This is a genomic window from Metabacillus bambusae, from assembly GCF_017497975.1.
Lineage (GTDB): Bacteria > Bacillota > Bacilli > Bacillales > Bacillaceae > Metabacillus > Metabacillus bambusae.
The window spans coordinates 50,233-73,944 of sequence record NZ_JAGDEL010000006.1; the positions used below are offsets into that span (position 1 = coordinate 50,233).

Annotated in this window: 23 protein-coding genes; 5 read left to right on the forward strand and 18 right to left on the reverse strand. The window is 35.5% G+C overall.

The window, feature by feature from the left end; all coding sequences use genetic code 11:
• Nucleotides 1–208 precede the first annotated feature (208 nt).
• The 3 genes from I7822_RS10225 to I7822_RS10235 all read right to left on the reverse strand — a co-directional run bounded on the left by I7822_RS10225 (nucleotide 209) and on the right by I7822_RS10235 (nucleotide 4,827).
• Nucleotides 209–2,569, reverse strand: a complete 2,361-nt coding sequence (locus I7822_RS10225) for an FdhF/YdeP family oxidoreductase (protein WP_207977653.1) — start codon at nucleotides 2,567–2,569, stop codon at nucleotides 209–211.
• Nucleotides 2,570–3,115: 546 nt separating this feature from the next.
• Nucleotides 3,116–3,475 carry a Na-translocating system protein MpsC family protein gene (locus tag I7822_RS10230; RefSeq protein WP_207977655.1) on the reverse strand — a complete coding sequence of 120 codons (360 nt, stop codon included), beginning with the start codon at nucleotides 3,473–3,475 and terminating at the stop codon, nucleotides 3,116–3,118.
• 80 nt (nucleotides 3,476–3,555) lie between these two features.
• The gene (locus I7822_RS10235) at nucleotides 3,556–4,827 is read right to left on the reverse strand and encodes an L-lactate MFS transporter (RefSeq protein ID WP_307847713.1); all 1,272 of its coding nucleotides are present in this window, start codon (nucleotides 4,825–4,827) and stop codon (nucleotides 3,556–3,558) included.
• Between the two features lie 550 nt (nucleotides 4,828–5,377).
• On the opposite strand from I7822_RS10235, the gene fdhD reads away from it, so the two are divergent.
• The 3 genes from fdhD (at nucleotide 5,378) to I7822_RS10250 (ending at nucleotide 7,639) form a co-directional block, all read left to right on the forward strand.
• A complete protein-coding gene (gene fdhD, locus I7822_RS10240) occupies nucleotides 5,378–6,169 on the forward strand; it encodes a formate dehydrogenase accessory sulfurtransferase FdhD (RefSeq protein ID WP_207977657.1) in 792 nt (263 codons plus the stop codon).
• 177 nt (nucleotides 6,170–6,346) lie between these two features.
• A complete protein-coding gene (moaA, locus tag I7822_RS10245) occupies nucleotides 6,347–7,396 on the forward strand; it encodes a GTP 3',8-cyclase MoaA (RefSeq protein ID WP_207977659.1) in 1,050 nt (349 codons plus the stop codon).
• 9 nt (nucleotides 7,397–7,405) lie between these two features.
• The gene (locus tag I7822_RS10250) at nucleotides 7,406–7,639 is read left to right on the forward strand and encodes a hypothetical protein (RefSeq protein WP_243459396.1); all 234 of its coding nucleotides are present in this window, start codon (nucleotides 7,406–7,408) and stop codon (nucleotides 7,637–7,639) included.
• 169 nt (nucleotides 7,640–7,808) lie between these two features.
• Here I7822_RS10250 and I7822_RS10255 read toward each other — a convergent pair whose 3' ends face one another.
• Complete coding sequence (locus I7822_RS10255; protein WP_207977662.1) at nucleotides 7,809–8,327, reverse strand: DoxX family protein; 519 nt, start codon at nucleotides 8,325–8,327, stop codon at nucleotides 7,809–7,811.
• A gap of 370 nt (nucleotides 8,328–8,697) precedes the next feature.
• Between I7822_RS10255 and I7822_RS10260 the strand changes: the two genes are divergently transcribed.
• Nucleotides 8,698–9,231, forward strand: a complete 534-nt coding sequence (locus I7822_RS10260) for a YceI family protein (protein ID WP_207977663.1) — start codon at nucleotides 8,698–8,700, stop codon at nucleotides 9,229–9,231.
• A gap of 55 nt (nucleotides 9,232–9,286) precedes the next feature.
• On the opposite strand, the gene speD is transcribed toward I7822_RS10260, so the two are convergent.
• The 7 genes from speD to I7822_RS10295 all read right to left on the reverse strand — a co-directional run bounded on the left by speD (nucleotide 9,287) and on the right by I7822_RS10295 (nucleotide 18,205).
• Nucleotides 9,287–10,093, reverse strand: a complete 807-nt coding sequence (gene speD, locus I7822_RS10265) for an adenosylmethionine decarboxylase (RefSeq protein ID WP_207977666.1) — start codon at nucleotides 10,091–10,093, stop codon at nucleotides 9,287–9,289.
• A gap of 358 nt (nucleotides 10,094–10,451) precedes the next feature.
• Nucleotides 10,452–12,959: a rhamnogalacturonan lyase gene (locus I7822_RS10270; RefSeq protein WP_207978032.1), complete on the reverse strand. Its 2,508-nt coding sequence runs from the start codon at nucleotides 12,957–12,959 to the stop codon at nucleotides 10,452–10,454.
• A 567-nt stretch (nucleotides 12,960–13,526) separates the two neighbouring features.
• A complete protein-coding gene (locus I7822_RS10275) occupies nucleotides 13,527–14,453 on the reverse strand; it encodes an NAD(P)-dependent alcohol dehydrogenase (protein ID WP_207977668.1) in 927 nt (308 codons plus the stop codon).
• A gap of 254 nt (nucleotides 14,454–14,707) precedes the next feature.
• A complete protein-coding gene (locus tag I7822_RS10280; protein ID WP_207977670.1) occupies nucleotides 14,708–15,352 on the reverse strand; it encodes an SDR family oxidoreductase in 645 nt (214 codons plus the stop codon).
• A gap of 90 nt (nucleotides 15,353–15,442) precedes the next feature.
• Complete coding sequence (gene dacB / locus I7822_RS10285) at nucleotides 15,443–16,921, reverse strand: D-alanyl-D-alanine carboxypeptidase/D-alanyl-D-alanine endopeptidase (RefSeq protein WP_207977679.1); 1,479 nt, start codon at nucleotides 16,919–16,921, stop codon at nucleotides 15,443–15,445.
• A gap of 127 nt (nucleotides 16,922–17,048) precedes the next feature.
• Entirely contained in the window at nucleotides 17,049–17,885 is an 837-nt protein-coding gene (locus I7822_RS10290) for an aldo/keto reductase (RefSeq protein ID WP_207977681.1), read from the reverse strand.
• Nucleotides 17,886–18,103: 218 nt separating this feature from the next.
• Entirely contained in the window at nucleotides 18,104–18,205 is a 102-nt protein-coding gene (locus I7822_RS10295; RefSeq protein ID WP_207977687.1) for a YjcZ family sporulation protein, read from the reverse strand.
• A 153-nt stretch (nucleotides 18,206–18,358) separates the two neighbouring features.
• Here I7822_RS10295 and I7822_RS10300 point away from each other — a divergent pair, with 153 nt between their 5' ends.
• On the forward strand, nucleotides 18,359–19,027 hold the full coding sequence (locus I7822_RS10300; protein WP_207977689.1) for an SOS response-associated peptidase: 669 nt from the start codon (nucleotides 18,359–18,361) through the stop codon (nucleotides 19,025–19,027).
• Nucleotides 19,028–19,132: 105 nt separating this feature from the next.
• Here I7822_RS10300 and I7822_RS10305 read toward each other — a convergent pair whose 3' ends face one another.
• From I7822_RS10305 to I7822_RS10335, 7 genes are all read right to left on the reverse strand, one after another.
• The gene (locus I7822_RS10305; RefSeq protein WP_207977691.1) at nucleotides 19,133–19,744 is read right to left on the reverse strand and encodes an alpha/beta hydrolase; all 612 of its coding nucleotides are present in this window, start codon (nucleotides 19,742–19,744) and stop codon (nucleotides 19,133–19,135) included.
• A gap of 12 nt (nucleotides 19,745–19,756) precedes the next feature.
• On the reverse strand, nucleotides 19,757–20,737 hold the full coding sequence (locus I7822_RS10310; protein WP_207977692.1) for a ring-cleaving dioxygenase: 981 nt from the start codon (nucleotides 20,735–20,737) through the stop codon (nucleotides 19,757–19,759).
• Between the two features lie 170 nt (nucleotides 20,738–20,907).
• On the reverse strand, nucleotides 20,908–21,285 hold the full coding sequence (locus I7822_RS29890) for a hypothetical protein (protein WP_372442145.1): 378 nt from the start codon (nucleotides 21,283–21,285) through the stop codon (nucleotides 20,908–20,910).
• A gap of 19 nt (nucleotides 21,286–21,304) precedes the next feature.
• Nucleotides 21,305–21,895 carry a spore coat protein gene (locus I7822_RS30445; RefSeq protein WP_207977696.1) on the reverse strand — a complete coding sequence of 197 codons (591 nt, stop codon included), beginning with the start codon at nucleotides 21,893–21,895 and terminating at the stop codon, nucleotides 21,305–21,307.
• A 102-nt stretch (nucleotides 21,896–21,997) separates the two neighbouring features.
• Nucleotides 21,998–22,282: a hypothetical protein gene (locus I7822_RS10325; RefSeq protein WP_207977698.1), complete on the reverse strand. Its 285-nt coding sequence runs from the start codon at nucleotides 22,280–22,282 to the stop codon at nucleotides 21,998–22,000.
• A 90-nt stretch (nucleotides 22,283–22,372) separates the two neighbouring features.
• Entirely contained in the window at nucleotides 22,373–23,002 is a 630-nt protein-coding gene (locus I7822_RS10330) for a YitT family protein (protein ID WP_207977699.1), read from the reverse strand.
• Between the two features lie 388 nt (nucleotides 23,003–23,390).
• On the reverse strand, nucleotides 23,391–23,711 hold the full coding sequence (locus I7822_RS10335; protein ID WP_207977702.1) for an 8-amino-7-oxononanoate synthase: 321 nt from the start codon (nucleotides 23,709–23,711) through the stop codon (nucleotides 23,391–23,393).
• Nucleotide 23,712: the final 1 nt, after the last annotated feature.

Genomic DNA, 23,712 nt, shown 5'->3' on the forward strand with positions numbered 1-23,712 from the left:
CCTAACACAGTGTATACTTTCTAAAAGGTGGTGACTATATTATGAAGAAGCTATTTGCTATATTATTAGCAGCACTTCTTGCTACATCTGTCGTTGCATGTGACGATGCACCAGGTGAGGATGAAATTGGTGATGGAGAAATAAATGATGAAGAATAAATAGCTAGAGGGGCTGACACTTACATCTATTTAAGTCAGCCCCAGATCTATTATTCAGGGGTATCGATTTCTAAATCTTCAATACGTTTCTCTAAATATTGAACGTCCTTTCTGGCATTATAGCGATCCGCTTTTTCAACAGTTACGGTTATATTATAATCTGGGATACCAGCATACTTTTCATATCTACCTCTTGGTAATAAGAAATTCCCTTCAGGAAAGTGAACTTCCAAGTTACCTCTTGCGATATTCACAAATTTCGCTTTACCTTGGAAAACGCCAAAGCCATTATAAACAACAATACCTTCACCTTCAGCAATACTTAAATGACTAGCATCTTTTGCATTCATAAGAACATCGTAACGACTTGCACCATTAAATGGGTCTGTTTCTTTATAAACCATTGAATTAAATTGTTTACCGCGACGTGAAGTGATAATAAATTGGCCTTCTTTTTTCCCTAAATCAGGTATATCTATTGAGATTAACTTTCCTCTTCCATCTGAAGTTGGACAAATTCCATCTTCACATAGCCACGCTCCACCCCATTGGAAAACATCTCCTTGTTTCTTTAGATGTTGAATTCCTTCATAATCCTTATTTGCTAGTGCAATTTCATCGCGAATTTCTTGACCTGATTTGAACTCAACAAGGTGGGCAGTCTTGGGTTTTACTCGTTTCGCTAAATCAATGTAAATCTTCCACTCTGCACGTGCCTCTGCAATGAGGTTTTTGTTGCCTTCAATCTCTGGAGAGAAGTAAACCATACGTTCTGTCGATGTTGATGTGCCGCCACCTTCTTGTTCATAGCGAGTTTTGGCAGGAAGGACAATGACGGCTTCCTTTGCATCAACTAATGTAGAAGTATTTAGTATAATGTCCTGGTGAACGCGTATATCTAACTCAGATAACGCCTTTTCAACAAAATCAGGGTCAGGCATTGTTTCTAAAAAGTTACCACCAGATAAATAATATAGCTTTATTTTTCGTTCGTGCATGTCTGGAAGTACGATATTTTCAAGTGTAACCCCAACAATATCACCTTGCCATTTAGGTATTTCAAATCCCCAAATTTGTTCCATTCTCTCAATGTTTTGAGCATCAAAACCACTACCAGGTAAAACAAAGGGATCTGCCCCCATTTCCCCTGAGCCCTGAACAGATGAATGACCACGAAATGGCATTAAACCGTTATTTTTACGTCCTAAGAAACCACGCAAAAGCGCAAGATTTGCAACTTGTGAAATATTATCAGTTGCAAAAGAGTGCATTGTTAATCCTAAAGCCCATGCAAATACGGCGTTTTTACTTTTTGCCAATAGCTCAGATAATTCAATGATTCTTTCTTGTGTCACACCAGATGATTCTATGATATCATCCCAAGATTGCTCTTCAACTTTAGCTTTAAGCTCCTCATAACCATTAACATGTTCTTGAACAAAAGTGTGGTTTATCGCAGAACCATGCTTTTGTTTTTCCATCTCGAACCAATGCTTCATAATTCCGTGCATTAAAGCAATATCTCCACCAATATTGACTTGATAGAAGTCATCTGCAATTTTTGTTCCAAACAATGCAGACTCAAGATTAGAAGGGATCCAATATTTGTCCATAGCAGGTTCACTATATGGATTAACTACAATTATTTTTGTCCCTCGCTTCTTTGCTTCTAACATATATTTCGTTGAAACTGGTGAGCTATTTGAAGCAACACTTCCCCAAAACAAGAGTACATCTGTTCCAAACCAATCTTGATAATTTGCAGTTGATGCCCCTACACCAATGGAACGCTTTAAGCCGGTTTTACTTGGCGAATGACAAATACGTGAGGCGTTATCTATGTTATTTGTTCCTAAAAATCGAGCTACTTTTCCAGCTACATAATAAGACTCATTGGTAATCCCTCTTGATGTTAGATAAAACGCATATTGTTTTGGGTCTAATTGCTTCATTTTATTTGCAATGACATCCATTGCTTCATCCCAAGAAATACGTGAGAATTTCCTTTCTCCTTTACGACGTATAAGTGGATATGGAATACGTCCCAACTTTCTTAAATCGGTACTGCTATATTGTCGCAATTGATCAATGTCTGCATGAATTATCTCTTCTTTTAGTGCTGGCATGGTATTTAAACGCAGCACGTTCATTCTTGTTGTACAAAGATGTGGTCCTTTTAATGTCTGGTCATAAAGCCCAGAAACTCCTAAAGCACAACCATCACAAACACCTTGTGTTAAAATTCGTGTTGCATAGCCGATGTTATCTTTATTATCCCAAGCTATTTTCATTGTATCGCGAAAATGCTGTGGTTTTACTTTCCCTAGACCAAACGGTATTGGACTAACCCAGTGTTTAGGTCGTGGTGTTTTTGTGGCTTTTATTGGTCCTTGATGCTTCGTCTCTCCCATTTGAATCACTCCTTATCTATTAAAAAGATGGAAAGAGAATCTTATTTACAAATCGTTACTAGAGATCATTTATACTAATCTCTAATAAGTATGAGAATAACTTGCCTAATAGGCTTCTTTTTCATTTAGGAATACTCCTTGTTGCCTAATACTTATCGCTCTCGATTAGATGTTACAAAAAATTTTAAACTTTATGCTGTTGTCGCAAACTTTGTTGCTATTTACCAAGTAGTGCGGTGTGGTTGAATGCAGTGAGAGAAGCTCACTTTCCGCGGGGCAGGCGGTGAGCCTCCTCGGCGTAAACGCCTGCATGAGTCTCACCTGTCCCGCTACTCCCGCAGGAGTCTCGCAATCCGTTCCAATCAACCTGAAACAGTTTTCGTTTTAAAAGCAACATCTCTTAGAAAAGAGCCTTTAGAAAAGAACCTAATTTAAAATCAAATAAATTATCCCTAGACAATGAAAAAACCACCGTATCCCAACATTTCTATGTTGGATTCACGGTGGTTAGTCTTTTGCAGGGTCGCTACCAAGTGCCATACCTGTTTATTTAGAATACTTTTCATGAAGATCTTCATCAAAAACGAATATTGACATTCCAAAATCCCTGTCAATATCTATATCTACAAAAAGGTCCACAAACTTACAACCCAAGAATTCTTCCATCTCAACTGGAGGATTCTTTCTGTACATTTGTTTCACCATTTCGGTTCTTGCTGATCGTAGTGCTTGTTTTCCTTCATCTGCACTAGCAATAAATTTTTCAACAGGAGATAAATTCCCTTCCATTTCACAGATGGCCCAGTTTTTACAAAAAGTCGTTGTAATCTTACTAGGGCCTTTGCCCATATGCTTCTTTCTGAATGAACGAACAATATTACTAAATTCTGCTTCGTACTTATTCATGTTACCATGATACCCTCCTACCTACTAGGGGTTATAGCATGAGGTATTTTACCACATTTTTTCTTAAGATGAAAGAATAATTATCCAGCTATTGTATTGCTTGAGCTTTTTGAAGCATTCTGTTGTCTAAGCTTCTGAATGTCTCGACGAATTAGAATTGAAACAAGTAGTGCTATGATAAACATTCCTGAAAAAAACGTTAAGCTTGAAGCATAGCTTCCTGTTGTATCCTTCATCCATGCTGCAAACATAGGACCTGCTAAACCAGCTGCTGCCCAAGCAGTTAAAATATAACCATGAATAGCACCAAGCTGCTTTGTTCCAAATAAGTCACCAATATAAGCTGGAATCGCAGCGAATCCACCACCATAACAAGTATAAACAACTGCTAACATTACTTGAAATAGGAATGCTTCAGTTGTATGAGGTAATAAAGCAAATAAAACAATTTGCAGGACAAAGAATGTTGTATATGTATTTGGCCTTCCAATATAATCAGAAATAGATGCCCAGCCGATACGCCCAAGACCATTAAAGATCCCCATTACCCCAACAAGGGCAGCAGCTTCAACTGTCGAAAGTCCAATACTTTCTTGAGCAAGTGGTTTTGCAGCTGAAAGAATTGCAATTCCACATGTAACATTTATAAACAACATTAACCATAAATAATAGAACCTTGGTGTTTTAATCGCTTCATTTGCTGTTAATTGAGAAAGATCTTCTTTAATTCTTGATTTTCCTGATTGAACCTTTTCTTTGAAGCCTTCGGGAACCCAATTAACTGGTGGTTTTTCTAAATATAAGGATGATAAAGTCATAATGACAAAATAGGCTGTTCCTAAAATATAAAATGTATTAGCAGTTCCAACAGTTTTGATTAATGAATCCATAATTGGACTACTGATCGCTGCTGCAAAACCAAACCCCATGATTGCAAGTCCTGTTGCAAGCCCACGTCGATCTGGAAACCATTTGATTAATGTAGAAACAGGTGCTATGTATCCTACTCCAAGTCCAATTCCTCCGAGCACACCATAAGTAACATAAAGTAACGGTAGTGAACCTAAATTTACAGCTAAGCCAGATCCAATTACTCCAACTCCAAAGAAGCCAGCAGCAAGTAAACCAGCAGCCTTTGGACCATATTTTTCTACAAAGTGCCCTAGAAAGGCTGCAGACAACCCAAGAAATAATATAGCTAAACTAAATGTTAATTGCACTTGTTGTGCGGTCCATCCAAATTCATTCATTAATGGATTTGTAAAATTGCTCCAAGCATACACAGATCCAATTGAAATATGGATTCCAACGGCAGAAGCCGCGATAAGCCAACGATTTTTTGTCTTTTTCACATATTCATCCCCTTTATTAAACATGGTGTTGCTAATTTCTAAGCTTAAAATACCAAACTTTAGACCCATGTTCCCCACAATACTGATTAGGTAGCTCTCGTAGTTAACATCAATAACTTACTTGTACTACGAGCTTATTAGTGTTTAGCAAACATAAGCAAAAGATTCAGAATTTAATAGTATCATAACAATAAAGAAAACCGTCAATCTCCGATAAAATATGCAAATAAAATTTGCATATCATAAAGGTGATTGACGGTTAGTTTCAAGCAGGATTCGCTACTATCGGACCAACAGTTAATCGCTTACATATATGTAACAGTTTGAGCCGAAGACAGGATCGCTATCTCGAAACAAAATGTTACAAATTATTGAACATTGTAAAGAAATACTAACATGTTAACATTTGTTCTGCAAGCTAATTTTATTGCTTTTCCAATTCCTTTAAAACGAGCGCAAGATTTTAGCATAAATTAGGTAACCTTTTTTACTTGTTTAATAAATTATAATATGTTTATACTTTAGTAATCTTACAAAACGGGTGAAGTTTATGATAAAAAATATGAGTGTAAATCAAAAAATCATAAAGTATACAAATGGCCAATTAGTAGAAACTGTGGATGATATTGTAACTGAATTTCCCTTAACAATCTTTGTAAATGATCAAGAATTTGCTACGATAGTCTGTACCCCTACTCATTTTGAAGAAATGGTGGTCGGTTTTTTAGCATCTGAAGGTGTAATCCGGTTTCATAAAGATATAGACTCTTTAAATATTGATGAGGATGCTGGATATGCACATGTTAAATTACATGTTGATGTTACAACAAGTCAACAGTATTATTCGAAACGGTTTATTGGTTCTTGCTGTGGTAAAAGCAGACAATTTTATTTTCATAATGATGTCCGAACTGCTAAAACTTCAACTTCCAAACTAACTATTTCCCCTTCCCAATGCATAAACCTAATGAATGAAATGCAAACAAGTAGTATTGTCTTTCAAGAAACAGGTGGCGTCCATAATGCTGCCCTTTGTACAGCCGATAAATTGATTATTAGTCGAACTGACATTGGTCGTCATAACGCCTTGGATAAATTATACGGATATAGTATATTAAATCAAATTCCAACTCGCGAAAAGATCATTGTTTTTAGTGGGAGAATCTCGTCAGAAGTTTTGGTAAAGGCAGCAAAAATTGGAGTAGGAATCGTGTTGTCTAAATCAGCCCCTACTGACCTGGCGATAAAACTAGCAGAAGACTTAAATATTACAGCTGTCGGATTTATACGTGATAAGTCATTTAATGTCTATTCACATAAAGATAGAATTGTAAATGTTTAAGTAGTTTAACTGTAAAATTGATTATCGATTTACATGAAATTTGGCAAACACTTTCCTCATAGTGTTTGCCGAATTTGTATAACCAACTCTTTTTGCTCTTCTGAGGATCGTTTTTAATGTATATAGGACAACTGAAATGCAAAATGTGAGAAACTTCACACTTTTTTATAATACTAGATGATAAACTATAGAGGGAGGGATTTTGTATTGAAATCAACTAACACAATCTATGATCACTTTAACCGCCCCCTTCGTGACCTACGAATTTCCGTTACAGATAAATGTAATTTCCGCTGTACTTATTGTATGCCAGCAGAGATATTTGGACCTGATTATCCTTTTTTAAAAAGAAACGAACTACTATCCTATGAAGAAATAGAACGCCTCACAAAAATTTTCGTTCATTCTCTAGGAGTTCAGAAAATCAGAATTACAGGTGGCGAACCACTAATGAGGAAGGACTTACCTCACCTCATTAACAAGATAAAGCAAATAAATGGTGTTTGTGATATTGCCATGACAACAAATGGTTCTCTACTACCAAAACATGCTCAAGCTTTAAAAGAAGCTGGACTAAGTCGAGTATCCATTAGCCTTGATTCGTTAAATGACGAAGTATTTGGCAAAATAAATGGCCGTGGTGTAACTGTAAAAGCTGTCATGGATGGAATTGACGCAGCAGCTACAGTTGGATTAAAAGTGAAAATTAATATGGTAGTAAAGCGCGGAATGAATGATCATGAAATTATTCCTATGGCGAAATATTTTCGTGAAAAAGGCCATATATTACGATTTATTGAATATATGGATGTTGGCAACACAAATAAATGGAATCTTAAAGATGTTTACCCAAAAAAACAAATTATTGAAGACATCCATCAAGTAATGCCTGTTGAAGCAATTGATCCGAACTACACGGGTGAAGTAGCTTCTCGCTATCGATATATCGGATCTGATGCAGAAATTGGTGTTATATCATCTGTTTCAGATGCCTTTTGTTCTACTTGCAATCGTGCTCGCCTTTCTGCAAATGGAACATTGTATACATGTCTGTTTGCATCAAAAGGACATGATTTACGGGACCCTTTAAGGTCCAAGCAATCAGATGAACAATTAGCAGAGCATCTTCAATCCATTTGGCATGGTAGAAAAGATCGCTATTCTGTTGAACGAAGTGAGTCTACTACTAAACGGACAAAAATTGAAATGTCTCATATTGGGGGCTAAGGAGGAATAATGGTGAGTTCATGTAATTTAGATCATTCACTAGATGATGTAAAGAAAAAACTTGCAGATCAAAGACCTTTTTTAATACCCGCTTTAGCGGAAAAATGTTCACAGTACCTTACAGCTGCTCAAAACCAAAATGACCTTAATGAGTTGTTTCATTTATTAAAAAAGTATGATTTAGCTTCTGATGAAGAAAGAGAAATTCGAAATCAAAAACTTGTAAGTTTTTTCCATAAATAAATATTCGGAAATAATAAAAAGGATAGTGGAGTACTATCCTTTTTATTATTTCAATAACGATCATTTCATTAAAGATATCCCCTTTTAGAATGACTTTTCGGAACATTTTGTCATGTTCACTTGGTCTGCCTGTAAGGGGATCTTTAACTTATATATTAACGAATGTCTACTAGTGAGCAGGAATGTGTTCTGGTTTTCTAGTATTTTTATGTTTCTGACGGCGAGCAATCATTTTTTGTTTCAAATATGGAACTAATATTCTGTCTGCTCCGTAGTAGTATGCTGCAGGATTTGCCCCCATTAATAAGATAGCTACTGTATAAAGCACAGGGTTCGTGCTTGTTGTACCTGCAAGTAAGAAGTTTAAATTCATAAATGCTCCTGCAACTAATGCAGGAATTGTTGCAGCTCCTATGATTAAGCCAATACCAACCAGGACTTCACCTAAAGGAATTAATATGTTAAAGAGGTCTATATTTGGAAGTGCAAATGCTTCAAGGAAGTTTGCATACCATCCTTGTACGACAGGATGATCTCCCCCAGCTTTACCAATAGCCCCGTTTACAAAACCAGTTGCATCAAATCCTCCGGTTATTTTATGGATCCCTGCTTCTAACCACTGAATCCCTAACCAAATACGTAATACTGTCCAAATCATTGCCATTTTCGGTCCTTTTAACAATTTCATCGAAAACCAACTCCTTATATTTTGTGAACACTTTCACAATCTAATTTAAAAAAATAGGAAGCTAGCTAGCTTGTTTAAAGAAAGTTTGTGAATAATTTCACTAACTTTCTTTAAACATACTATACTCTCTTTATTCAGCCAATTCAATACACTTCACACAGTGTTCGAAATTTAATATAGATTTTAAAAATGTGATTTTTATCACAGAAATTTTGGGAATATTCCTTGTTAGTAAGATGGGATTTCTACTACATACCCTTTTGAATTTTTTAATTGACAATATATTCATGAGGTAATATAATTTATCTCAGAGTAATAAATCTTTAATCCGAGATATTTTAAACTAAGTTAATTAATGGAGGAGAAAAAAATGGCTAAAACAAAATGGAATCTTGACGTAACACATAGTGGGGTTGATTTTTCTGTAAAACATATGATGTTTGCTACAGTAAAAGGCGGTTTCCAAAGCTTTAATGCAGAAATCGAGGCTGATCCAACAGATTTAACTACTGCTGATATTGCATTTACTGTAGATTTAGCAAGTGTTGATACTCGTAACGAAGATCGTGATAATCATTTGCGATCTGCAGACTTTTTTGATGTTGAAAATAACCCAACCATGACATTCAAGTCGAATACCATTGAAAAAACAGACGAAAATGAATATAACGTTACTGGTGATTTATCTCTTCACGGTGTGACGAAACAAGAAACATTTGCAGTAACTTTTGAAGGTACAGGAATTGACCCATGGGGAAATGAAAAAGCTGGTTTTGGAGCAGAAGGAAAAATCAAACGCAGTGATTATGGCTTAACATGGAACGCTCCATTAGAAGCTGGTGGCGTACTAGTAGGCGATCAAATTAAGATTTCTCTTCAAATTCAAGCAGCAAAAGAAGCTTAATAAAGATACAGGGGATGAGATTAACTATCTCTCCCCTTTTTTATATTATCAAAAATTAATTTATATTTTTTCCATAAAAAATTTCATCCATCTCTTTTGTTAAACGATCTGTAATCTCTACTTGTTCATTTTTACTTAACTTATCCTTTGAATATCCAAATAAGTAATTATTTAAATCGAATTTTTTCAGCTTACATTTTGTGTGAAAAATATTTTCCTGATAAATATTTACATCAATCATATCAAACTGATTTTTCACTTCATCTGGGATATAATTTTGAATGGAACTAATTTCATGGTCGATAAATAATTTTTCTCCATTTATATCTCTAGTAAAGCCTCGAACTCTGTAATCCATTGTCAAAATATCTGTATCGAACGAATGAATTAGGTAATTTAATGCTTTTAATGGCGAGATTTCACCACATGTCGATACATCGATATCGGCTCTAAAGGTACTAATACCTTCGTTTGGATGATATTCTGGGTATGTATGAACAGTAATATGACTTTTGTCTAGCCCCATCACAATTGCTTCTGGTAGAGGTCCCGGGGATTCATCATATGATTCAGTAGGTACTTCTACTACTGGTCCTTCTGAAACTAGAATTGTTACACTTGCTCCTTGCGGTACATAATCTTGTTTTGCAATATTTAACACATGTGCACCGATAATTTCAGTTACAGATTTTAGAATATTTGTTAACCGATCTGCACTGTATTGTTCATCGATGTACTCGATATAAGCTTCGCGTTCCTCTCTAGTTTTCGTATAACAAATATCATACATATTGAAACTTAATGATTTAGTTAAATTATTAAAGCCATGTAGTTGAATACGTTGTTCTGGAGTTAGTTTCATCTATCTTCCCCCTTTATATTTTATCACCGATACTTTCCTAGACATTTATATATTACCCATTTCTATGAGAAGAAAATCAGCCTTATTCAGAATTACGCTACTTATGATCCAAAGTGTCTGTTGAAATAATAAATTTATAAAGAACAAAAGCGCAAGCGCCTTGAACAGCCTCGGGCAAATAAGACGCTTAAGAATAGAAGGTGTTCTTTACCTTCAATTCTTAAGTGGCTGTAGACCCAAGAGGGACTAGGCGCTGGAGCTGGATGCTAAGCGCTTATCCACAGTACAAGAATTTTATAATTTCCTAGACAATAACAACAGCCACCATCAAATTACATGGTGGCTGTTCGTATTATTATTATTTTTTTTCCAACAACTTAATTATTTGTTCAGCATGATTTGTTAAGTTAACTTTTGCTTTATCAGAAATTATCGTTTTCTTTGTATTATAGTTAATCTGGTCCAGGAACTTTTTCATAAATGATATGGACTTTTTATTAGAGCCCTCGTCAGCAAAATGCTCAGCCTGTTTTAATGAATTTTCTAACGTTTTATTAAGCGGACTATTTAGTTCACCATTTTTCGTATATGTGGCCAATAAGTCTTGTACTAAATTGAATACACCTGGTGTCCAATAGGCTGGAACAGGTACATTTCCCCAATCTGTATCAGATGCAAAATAATAACTTGTATAAGACGGTTGGTTATAGCCAACGTTTTGCCAAGCAATACCAGTTCTATACTGTGGATCATGCATTAATGTATATAATTTCCGATCTGTCACATCTGAACTTAGGTATATACGAATCGAATTACTATTAGCTGTTCGTACAAGAAGTTCTTCTCTCCAATCACCAAAAATATCTGCAACTAAAGATGGATTTCCTTTTGTGTAATTATTCGTTCTAGTGTCAGTAGCCGTTAATATAGTTCCTTTTGTCCAATCTTGTATCGTTGGAGTTTGTTCTATTGAACCATTAACAATTTGCGTGGTCATATCAGCAGACCACTTAATATTCATATTTGTTCCTGGTGCAGAATTGTTAATTTTCTTACCATCTGCTGTCCAAAGTCCGACAGCCCATGTTTCCAATCCTTTGTGCTCAGGATCTACGTCCCCTATCATTCCTCTTCCCGTATCTTTACCAGTGTACCCACCATAAATAACTTTTCCTGTTTTGGCATCGCGAAGTGCATAACCATATGGTGCGTATGCTCCACCTTCGTGAACCATGAAAATTTCTAAACCAGATCGATCAGGATCGATATCTGCAACATGTAATGCATCACCATGGCCTAAACCTGCGGTGATACCAGGGGTTGCACTCTCAGGTGGCATTACATCACTTGAGCTATACAATAAGGTTCCATCATGATCGATAGTTGAAGAGCCATAAATGATTTCTTGTTTCCCGTCATTATCAACATCCGCTGTACTTAATGAATGTGCACCTTGGGTTGTAAGTGAACCAAATTCCTTATCTGTTCCTAATCTACCATGGGGACCATCATTAAACGGATTGCTCATTGGAGTCCAGCCACTGTCAACCGCCCAATTCTCCTTTAGGTGCTCGCCATCCCAGCTATACGTAACCATGGTAGCTCTAGTATAATAGCCACGTGAAAAAACTGCATAAGGTTTTTCTCCATCAAGATAGGCTACCCCAGCCAGGAATCGATCAACTCGGTTACCCGGCTCGATTCTTGACATTGCATAATCTCCCCACATAAGTCCATCATCTTCGCGCTCATATTTATACCGAATGGTTTCCAGTTCATCACCTGTTTCACCATTAAATACGGTTAAATATTCAGGGCCTTTTACAATAAAACCTTCAAAATCTCTTAAATTATTACGGCTACTTCTACTTGGAGCATATTCATCAATAAAGTAATCAGCCAAACTTTCAGCATCTTCCTGTGATAAAGGATATTTATATTTCTTTTCTATACCAAAACTTTCTTCAAGTGTTTCTGGCCAATTCCCGTTTACAACCTCTTCATGCTTATGCCAATTCATAAACATGTCGACAACATGATCATAATAATCTTCACTGCTCATACGGTAGTCATCTTGATGACTATATCCATCTTGCTTATCTTCTTCAGGCATTGTTATAAATTTCTCTGAAGAAATATCGCCTTTCTTGTCAAACTTTATCATCTTTGTTCCTGGAGCTGTTTTAAACATTAATTCTGATTTTCCATCTCCGTCAAAATCATAAACTAAAAATTGTGTATAATGCGCACCTGACCGAATGTTTACACCAAGATCAATTCGATATAACAATGTGCCATCAAATGTATAACAATCAATATAAGTTTTTCCTGTATAGCCTTTCTGTGATACATCTTTTGAGTTTGTCGGATCCCATTTAACAAAAAATTCGTATTTACCATCACCGTCAACATCACCAACACTCATGTCATTTGCTGTGTAGGAATATGCTTCACCACTAGGTGTTACACCATCTGATGGTTTCTTTAATTTCAAATCATAATATGTATGGTCCCATGGTGAGGTTGTAGAGCTTTGATCGATTTCTTTTCCATTTTCAACAGCAGAAACATAGTACGTTGAATTATCAGTACCATCCACATCTAAAAAGTTTGTACTATCTTCTACCGTAGCAATTTTTTCACCATCGCGGTACACGTTAAAGTTTACTCCTGTCAATTCTGAAGCAGAATAACCAGTCACTTCATTAGCTAAAAGCCTCCAGCTAATAAATACCCCTTCAGAAGTGCTCACTGCAACAAGCCCTCTGTCAAGATATTCTAGTTGGATTCCAATGCCTTGACCTTGTACAAAATTTTGTTCTCCTTGGGAATTAGTAGCGAAAGCATTTCCTTGATAACCTGACATTAGAAGTGGTACTGCAAGCGATGCGGCTAATACTTTTTTAGTTAACGAATTTTTCCTCACGTTCAATTCATCACCTTTCAAATGTTTCAAAGAAAAAGTGCAGTAAATGAATAGATATATTACTAGATTTAAGTTTTGAAATATTTAGTTGATCTTTTGTTTTATATTACAATCTACTTTTTCTTTGAGTTTTGTTGTTTCTTGTAGGTAAACGATTCTAATCTTGTATTTATCACCTTCCCGTATAAATTTACAACCCCAAACTGTAAGCCTTTACATTTAATAGTGTAAAGGCTTACAGTTTGGGAATTTCATCCTATTATAGAATACTAATCCATCCTTCTACAGAGAAAATTCAGAGATAATTCTATAAAAAACAGTGTTTTTTTGAAGTGGAAACAGGAAAAAACTCCTTTTGTGAATCTTTTGATTCCCTGTAAAGGAGCTTTTTCTATGAAAAAGAAGAAAAACATTTGAAGTTAAAAAATGGATTATTAATATCGTTGTACAGAGACAGGTTGTTGGCATTACAGCCGATTAAATACAAATTGTTAACATTTGCAAGTGTTAAGATTTGTCATTATGAACCAAAGTTATTACTACATTTCCCTTTTTGTGCCCCTTTTCTACATACCTGTGAGCCTCCGGAATTTGTTCCAACGGATAGTGTTTATCAATTACCGATTTTATCTTTTCCGTCTCAATAAGATCTTTGAGGAAAATTAAATCTTCAGTACATACCTTTGCTATCCCTTGCCCTTCAACTGACACGTATGTACCGTACGGAGCTAGTGCTTTCTTGCAATTTGATTTCGAACTTTTCCCAACTGCATCAAAGATAATATCATAACGCTCTTCTCTTTTCGTAAAATCCTCTTTCGTATAATCAATTACCTTATTGGCACCCAGAGATTTCACCAATTCCAAGTTTGCGCCACTACATACCCCGGTAACTTCTGACCCAAAGTAATTGGCAAGCTGTACCGCGGAAGTCCCTACTGCACCTGAAGCTCCATAGATCAGGACTTTATGTCCCTTCTGAATATTTCCTTTTTTAAGAAAATGTAGCGCTGAAGTTCCCCCAAAAGAAACGGCAGCAGCTTCATTATACGTCACATTTGCAGGTTTTATTGCTACTGCCCCGTCTTCAGGCAAACATGCGTACTCGGCGTAAGCACCAAAATTCATCCCAGTCATAGCAAAAACTTGGTCGCCTTTTTTAAATTTTCTTACATTCTTTCCTATTTCAGCTATCTCCCCAGCTAACTCCACGCCGAGTATTGATTTTCTCGGTTTTCTCAGACCCAAGAAAATCCGCATAGGCAACCATAATAAGATAGGACTATTGAAACTCCTAACTCTTATGTCTCCTGATGCTACTGTTGTCGCATGAACCTTTACCAGTATTTCATTGTCCTTGGGAATAGGTATTTCTACCTCTTTGAGTTCTAATACATCGGGTGTACCGTATTTTGTGCATACAATTGCTTTCATAACTATCCTCCTTACTTTTCTAAAATTTAATCCTTTTAATCATATGGATATAAGCTACAATATAAAACCACTTTAATAACGAAACTGAAGTGAACAAGCTTTATCCAACTAATAGGACATTGGTTACATAAGGGAAAATTAATAAAAAACTACACCTTCAATCGTTAGTTATGTCTAACAATTGAGGTGTAGTTCGTTTTCCTAGAATCAAATTGTGGTCTTATTCAATGCCTATTTTTACAACTACCTACATCTTACATTTTTTTCAATGCATCAGCTATCCATTCATCCCCTGAAACAAGATCAAATGATTGATTATATGTATGTTCCTCCTTTAAGCTTGCAAAAATTGTTCTAGCTACATCTTCCCTTGAAATTGTCATTCTTGTTAGGTTTTCACCAACCGATATTTTACCTGTACCAGGTTCATTTAATAAGCCACCGGGACGAATTATTGTATAAGTTAAATTGGAACTCATAAGCATTTTGTCAGCATAATGCTTTGCAACGTAATAAGGCTTTATTTTTTCATTCCAGTTTTCCCTTGTCTGAGCCTGGAGCGCGCTCACCATTACAAAACGTTTAATATTAGCTTTTTCTGCTGCTTCAATTGTTTTACCTGCACCATCAAGATCAATTAATAATGTTTTATCCGCCCCAGTGTGTCCTCCAGATCCAGCTGTAAATACAATTGCAGTACAACCGCTTGCAGCATTTACGATATCTTCTACACTACCTTCTAAGTCTGCCATTACAGCCTCTATACCGTTTTGCTTAAATTCATGAACCTGTTCTTCTTTTCTAACCATAGCTCTAACTGTATATTCATTACTTTCTTTTAGTAATTGAATGAGTTGTTTTCCAATTTGTCCATTTGCACCTACTACTAAAACTTTCATAAGATCTAAAACCCCTCCCATATTAGTTTGATCCACCCTCCACATTATTCCAAAAACAAATAGACTATTCAAACGTTCTGCTTACTTTGATTAAATTGCATTGTTTGCTAATATCTTAATAATTTGTTCTTCAATTTGTTTTCCACTGGCCTCATCTTTTAAATGGTTAAGTAAGATTGAAAAAATAAATGTTTCACCATTATTTGCATTTATAAACCCCGATAGTGAGCTAACGTTTGTAAGTGTTCCTGTTTTTGCTTTCACATTATCCTTTAAAGGAACGTTTTTCATCCTTTTTCGTAATGTTCCACCAATCATTTTGTCTGTGTTACCTGCTATAGGTAATGATGCTTCAAATATAGGGAACCAGTCCATTTGCTTAGCATGATATAACAAGGCAGTGATTTCATTCGCTGGAACAAGATTCATATGTGAAATGCCTGATCCATCCCTTATTTCAATCTCTTGCGTTCGTAAACCCAGTGTTGTTAAGGCAACTTGTTCAACCTCTAATCCATCTTTCCAGCTACCATTCCCTTTAAACACTTTACCCATTTCTTTTATTAATAGCTCTCCATGACCATTGTTGCTCAATTTCATAAAGGGAATTAACAGTTCTGACAGTGACATCGAATGATGGGAAAGTAGTAATTTTGCATGTTCAGGTGCAGTTCCTTCTTTAATACTACCTAGTATCTTAATATCTTGTTTTTTCAAGGATTGCATTAGTAAATCCAAAGCATATTTTGTCGGCTCCCAAACTGCAATCCTTTCTTTCAGATTAGACGCTTTTAATGGCATTTTACCTTCTATTGTAATGACATTATTACCATGCCCTCTAGAGATTTTAATGTTACTTACTTCATCCGGGGAAACTGTTTGAGTTTTGTTAATTATGTTTACAATATTAGTTTGGGGGCGGACAACAACTTTAGCAGTTTTATTCAATTTCTCATTCGGACTAACTTCAATAATAATTGTCCCTGCATCATATTCCTTATCTGGTGATGCAGTTAGTGCACTTGTTGCTGCACCATAATAAGCTGCTTCATCACTCCATGGTACATCAATTGAATAGCGAACTTGATCATACCAAGAATCATCACCAATTATATCGCCACTGATCATCTTAATCCCCTTCAACCTTAACTCTTTAGCGAATTGATCAAAATTCTCTGGTAAAAGTGTTGGATCTCCTTTTCCTTTCATATATAAATTCCCCGTCAGTACATTCCATTTAATGGATCCATCTGTTAGTAACTCAGTATGAAAGATATAATCCTTACCTAATGTTGTTAACGCTGCTGCTGCCGTAAACAGCTTCATATTTGAAGCTGGGGTTAAACGTGTGTCACCGTTATATGTATACAATAATTGCCCAGTTGAAGCTGATCGAACACTGACCCCAGCAATCGCCCCTTGTAGGGATGGGTGATTACTAAGTAGTTCATTTAATTCGTGTTCAGATACAAGAGGTTGTTTAATTGTATTTGCAAACACTCGACTTTCTTTTACTGGGGAAAAGTAGACTAATACGCATAAAAACAAACATATTAACGGTTTTGCCATTATGTATGTACTCCCTCCTTTAAAAGCTATTTATCGTTTAATCTTTTCAACTGTCTTATGTTATATCCCTGAAAGTACAAAAAAACGACTGACAATGAATTCAGCCGTTTCTAATTTTAGTTTTATTTCACACTTTATTCATAACATCTGGATCAGATCCAACCCGTTTATCTTGGTTAAGTGAATTTATTCTCTCCATATCCTCTGAACTCAATTCAAAATCAAAGATATTCGCATTTTCCTGAATACGATGAGGTTTCACTGATTTCGGAATTGTCACAACTTCGTTTTGTAAATCCCACCGTAAAATGACTTGAGCCGTCGATTTTCCGTATTTTTGGGCAATTTCTTGAAGTGTTGGTTCCTCAAATAAGCCGCCTTGCATTAATGGGGACCATGCTTCAAGCTGAATACGATTTTGTTTACAGAACTCATGGAGACTTGTTTGGGTTAAACGTGGATGGTATTCCACTTGGTTAACCATTGGTACCACTTCACAATCCTCCAATAAATCCTTTAGATGATGTTCCTTGAAGTTGCTGACACCTATTGCACGAACACGACCATCTTTATATAACGTTTCAAGTGCTTTCCATGTTTCTTTGTATTTATTTTGTTTAGGAACCGGCCAGTGAATAAGGTATAGATCTAAGTATTCTAGCCCTAGCTTTTTCATGCTCTCTTCAAAAGCAGCTAAAGTAGAATCATAGCCTTGTTCTGAGTTCCAAACCTTTGTTGTAATAAATAATTCTTCGCGAGGTACATTTGATTCTGCAATTGCTTTTCCAACACCCTCTTCATTACCATAAATAGCCGCTGTATCAATACTTTTGTAGCCTGCTTCTATCGCTGCTTTAACTGAATTGATGACTTCTGATCCATCTTCCACCTTAAATACACCTAAACCAAACCAAGGCATTTCAATCCCATTATGTAATGTAGTCGTGCTTTGCAAGTTTTTCATTCTGTACACTCCTCTCTTTCATACACAATTATTTTGCTATATTTTTCTAAAAATGAAAAGAAATATGCTCTATATTTGGTCAATATTATTCATCAGCCATGCGCTGATCTATTTGTATAAATGAGAGTCCTTCAAACAAAAGGGTCAGACCCTCCAATGTAAAACGTTTGGATAAGTTTGACCCAATTTTGTTAGCATTATTTAATTATGCTCATTGATTAATAACCAATATACGAAGCACCGATAATAATTAAAAGAATAAATAAAACGACGATTAGAGCAAATCCTGCTCCGTATCCGTAACCACCTTCGCCACCCATAATATCACCTCCACACATATTTGGTTTACTATATGTAAGTAGTAATCACTCTGTTATAGGTAAAAAACCTAGTCTTCATATTTCACAAGTAATTTATTTTACTGTATCATCTTAATATAATGGACAGAAAAAACCATAATGGTGGTGTTTTTTATGTGTGGACGCTTTTCATTAGCAACCGAACAACCGATTTTACAAGACCAATTTGACTTCATTTTTAATGAAGAACTAGATTACCGATATAATATTGCACCCTCTCAAAATATTTTAGTAATTGGTTCAAATGGACAAGAACGCGTTGGAACTAAGATGCAATGGGGTCTTGTACCGCCTTGGTCAAAGGATACGAAAATTGGGTTCAAGATGATAAATGCGAGAGCAGAAACATTAGATGAAAAGGTAAGTTTTAAACAGCCTTTTAAGAAAAAAAGATGTTTAATATTAAGTGATGGCTTTTACGAATGGAAAAAACAAGATAAAGAAAAGCAACCTTATCGGTTTATAATGAAGGATCGTCGACCTTTTGCTTTTGCAGGTCTTTGGGAATGTTGGGATAAAGGGGACAAACCACTTTATACGTGCACAATTATAACAACAACACCTAATGAATTAACGAAGGATGTACATGACAGAATGCCAGTTATTCTTCCACCCTCAGAATATGATCTTTGGTTGGATAGAGATTTCAATGACACAGAGAAACTAAAGTCTCTACTTGTACCATTTAATGACCAACTAATGGATGTATATCCCGTTTCAAGCATAGTGAATTCCTCGAAAAATGAATCAGCAAAATGTTTAGAACCTACTAATAGTCTATAATAATCGTTTTCTTCATACAAAACCATTTGTATAATGCAGTGGTGGTTTCTCTGTTTGAATCTGAAAGTAAAATACGCTTGAATAATACCAAGCGTATTTTACTTTTTACATCGTATAGTTTTTTTCAAACCATTCTTTTGCTTTAATTATTTCTTCTCTTGTTAACTGATGACCAGCATCTCCCCAATGCTCGGTTACATCAGCTTTCGCCTGTTTTAATGAATCAGCAAGCTCCTTTGTTTCGGCTTGTGGAATGATTGGATCGTTTGTGCCTGCTCCAATAAAAATAGAAGTTTCAGACAAATCAGGTATTTGGACTCCTCTTCTTGGAACCATTGCGTGTAATAGAATTGCTCCTTTTAAGGCTCTTTTGTAATGATACATAAGACTAGCAGCAATATTTGCCCCATTTGAATACCCAATCGCAACTACATTGTCTCGATTAAATTGATACTGATTAGCCATGTCTGAAATAAATTCGTTTAGTTCATTTGTGCGAAAAATCAGATCTTCCTCATCAAACACACCTTCAGCTAAACGACGAAAAAATCGAGGCATTCCATTTTCAAGGACATTGCCTCTTACTCCAAGTACTGATGCATTTGGAGCAATCATATCAGCTATTGGTAATAAATCCCGTTCATTTCCACCTGTGCCATGAAGTAATAGTAAAGTAGGGAGTTTGTGATCTGTTCCTTCTTTGAATATATGTTGCATGAAAACACTCCTTTATTTTGCTAATGTATCTAATGGTTCTAGTCTTGCTTCTATTTCTTTTCTTTGCGCTTCAAAGTATGGTGGCAATGCTAGTTTTTCTCCTAAATGTTCGAAATCTTCGTCCCCTTCAAAACCAGGACCATCTGTCGCTAGCTCAAATAATATGCCATTGGGCTCTCTAAAGTATAAGGAACGGAAATAATAACGTTCTACAAACCCAGAATTAGATAAATGATTTGCATTTAATACGTCTACCCATTTGTTTAGTTCTTCTACATCTTCCACACGAAAAGCTACATGGTGAACACTTCCACGACCTGGTCTTTCTCGTCCTACTTGATCTAATTCACTTACGTGTATTTCTGCTCCAGTTCCACCTTCTCCTGTTTCAAAGACACGGACCTGTTTTTGATCCTTATCTTTTGTGTAGCCAGTCTTTTCTCGAAAACCCATTACATCAGTTAATACCTTTATTGTTCGCTCAGGACGTGACACTGTTAAATGAACCGGACCTAGTCCAACAACACCATTTTCTTGTGGAACAGGACTGTTAGCCCATGGTTTCCCACCTGCTACACCTTCATTATTTTCATCGGATACTAGTAATAAACGCTGCCCCTCTTGATCGCGGAATGATAGTGTTGCTCTTCCACTCTCATTGCTTATTTCATCATGATCAACATTAAATTGCTCAAAGCGATTCTTCCAATAGTGTAGCGCCTTATTATCTTTTACACGTAAAGATGTGGCAGTTATACTATTCGTCCCAGGATATGTTCTTCCAGCATGTGGAATTTCAAAAAATGTTAAATCTGTACCTGGATTTCCTCGCTCATCTGCGTAAAATAAATGATAAACAGATGTATCATCCTGATTGACAGTTTTTTTAACTAGTCTTAAACCTAATACTTTTGTATAGAAATGATAGTTTTCTTTTGCATTTGCAGTAAGAGCTGAAACATGATGGATGCCTAATAATGGCTTAATATTCATAAAAACCTTCCTTTCTAGGTTTCAATTTTCTAATTGTCTCAAATAAAATATTCTTGAATTCAAGATAAATTATAAATGACTTCAATTATGTATGTCAACTAGTTGATGTTAAAATCAAATAAAACAGGGTTAACGATGAAATTTACACGTTAACCCCATTTGAATGATTATTATTGTTGGATAAATTGTCTATTTTGCTGGAAACTTTGGTAGCTTGGAAGCTGTTGTTGTTGATTAGGTACCCTTTGGAAAGATGGTTCAACATTATATGATCCAACTTGTGAAACTTCTTGTTGCATTTGATTACATGTGTTTAAAACATGCTGACATTGCTGTAATGCTTTGTTGTGACCTTGCAGGCTTTGTTGAATGACTTGAACTGCTTGTTGTTCACGTTGTAAAAGTTGTTGAAGCATTTGTACGTTTTGTTGTTCTTGTTGAAGCATTTGTTTATATAATTGACTACCTTGCTCTGTTTGCTGAATTAATTGTTGGACTGTTTGACGAATTTCATTAATTTGTTGTATGGCATGCTGTTGAGTATGTATATGTGAAAACCTCCATTTTTTAAATTGATTGTTGTTGGTTGTTATATAAGCTACTTGGCTGATAGCTGTTTATCATAGATTGTGTAGTAATCTGATCAAAAGTTGGTACTTGATAATAACCTTTGTTGTTCATATAACTCCATATTTCATAAGCTTGATCTGCACAATTTTTCGCACTCTGAATCATCATTTCTCTTATTTGTGAATCCGTACATTCTAATGCTGCATACATTTTTTGCACAGCTCCAGCCTTATGACACCCTAACATTCCAGATGAAATATCACGATCATTCATTTGATTGATTGAAGCATTTGGAGCTTCTGGAACAGGATTACTACCTATCCCATAGCTTGGCGAAAAGTTCATATTCGTTTTCACATTTGGTAAACGATTGATATTTACTTTGTGTTGTAGAGCATTAACTAAAGAATTGTACTCATTTGTCATAAACGATAGTTGATTTTGTAAAATATTTTTAAGTGCTTGATCTTGACAATACGGTTGGTAAAGTTGAAATAAATTGATACCGTTAATTGTACTGCAAAGCACTTCATGACAATCCATGATTTCATGAGCACCGATGTTTACTTGATTCATTTGGCTCTGCACTGCTATTCCTCCTAGAAACTATTTTTTTAAAGCCAAATTTAAAATCCCTCTAATGAAATAAAATTATACAAAAAAAAAATCCCAGATCATTTCTGAGATTTTTCATGAAAACTTATATAGAATAGATCCATTGGATTGTGCAATAATAGATAAAACACCATGATTTTTAATCTGTCTCGATAATGCAAACTGAGCCCCATCCCAGTCCAAGCTCCAATTTAAAGGAGCGCTTGCTCGTAGATGCATGAATTGATGTTTAAAAACTTCATATTCGAGTGATAAAGAGAAAATGTCTTCTTCTATTGCATACCAAAGTCCTTTTAAAAATAATTTTGCTTGCACTGAATCTGCAGAATCAATCATTTGGTTAACTGTTATATATTCCACTTTATCTCCTCCCCTACCTATACATTAGATGAGAAGCTATAAAAAAACCACCCTAAAATGTTTCCAATCTAGAGTAGTGATAATTGTATTTTACGAATGTAAACCTTTACCAACCAATTGATCTTCTTCTTGATCTCGTTCCATTTCTTTGATTGGAGATTTTTTATAACGACCAATAATACTACTAGCAATGAATATACATGAAATTGATAATAATGCCTTAAACCAGCCTACCATTGCTAAGGCAAATAAAATGATAAGAGAGTCGCATACGAATAAAACAAGTCCTCTATTAAAGCCAAATTTCTTATCTATATACAGTCCTAATATGTGTATACCACCAAGTGATGAACCATTATTTAGAACAAATGTGACACCAAAGCCGATCAGTAGGCCAGAAATAATTGCTGCTATAACAATATTCATTTCAAACGCTGGGATAAATAGATCAAACCACTCCCGTATAAATGAAATCCCAGTTATTGATAATAGACTAGAGATTGTAAACCATTTACCTAATTCTTGAATGGAAATTATGAAAAACGGCAAATTAACGATAAAAAATAGAACTCCCCAAGGTACATTCGATACATATGTTAGAATAGTTGCGATACCCGCTGTTCCCCCAAATGTTAGCAAGCTATCAGATAATAGTTTAATCCCAAGTGATGTAATGATAAGTCCAAATAGCACGTAAATAAGCTTTTTGAAAAGATTCATAGAGAACACCCCGTTCCTGTTGTCAATTCTTAACTTATCTCATAGAATGACATTGGTCAATAAGCTGGGAAGTATTCGGAATCTTAGGTTTATTTTGAAATAATCATCAATTTTAATTCCTGCAAAAGAACAAAAGCTCAGGGCGCCTTGATCAGACTCGACAGGTATAAGACGCTCAGAAAGACGTTCTTCGTCTTCAATTACTGAGTGGCTTATGGACCCCGAGGGTCTAGGCGCTGGAGCTGGATGTCAATGTGTTATCCAAAGTACATGCATTTAATAATTTCCAAAACAACAAAAAGACTAATTTCACATTTATCATAATCGATCACATCGTGATACCACCTAATGATAAGCGGGAAATTAATCTATTAAAAGAATATTTCTATTAAAACATCGGTACCGGTGGGTCAATTCCTAGAACTGGTTGTCCATTAATTGTTAACCAAATATAGTAGTGATCGATTTCAGTACCTAAACGATTTTCAATTGTTTTGATTGCATTTTCTTGAATATCAAAACTCATCTTAGCTGTTTGATCACCAAGTGGAATGTCTTTTAATCCTAGTAAATCAGCAATGTATCTAGCATCCTCGTATGATACTTCGATATATTTATCATGCTCAGATAAATATGCTGCATTTGCCGGTGTTACTGTTATAAGAACAACAAATAATAAAGCAGCAAGTAAAAGTATGAACTTTTTCATT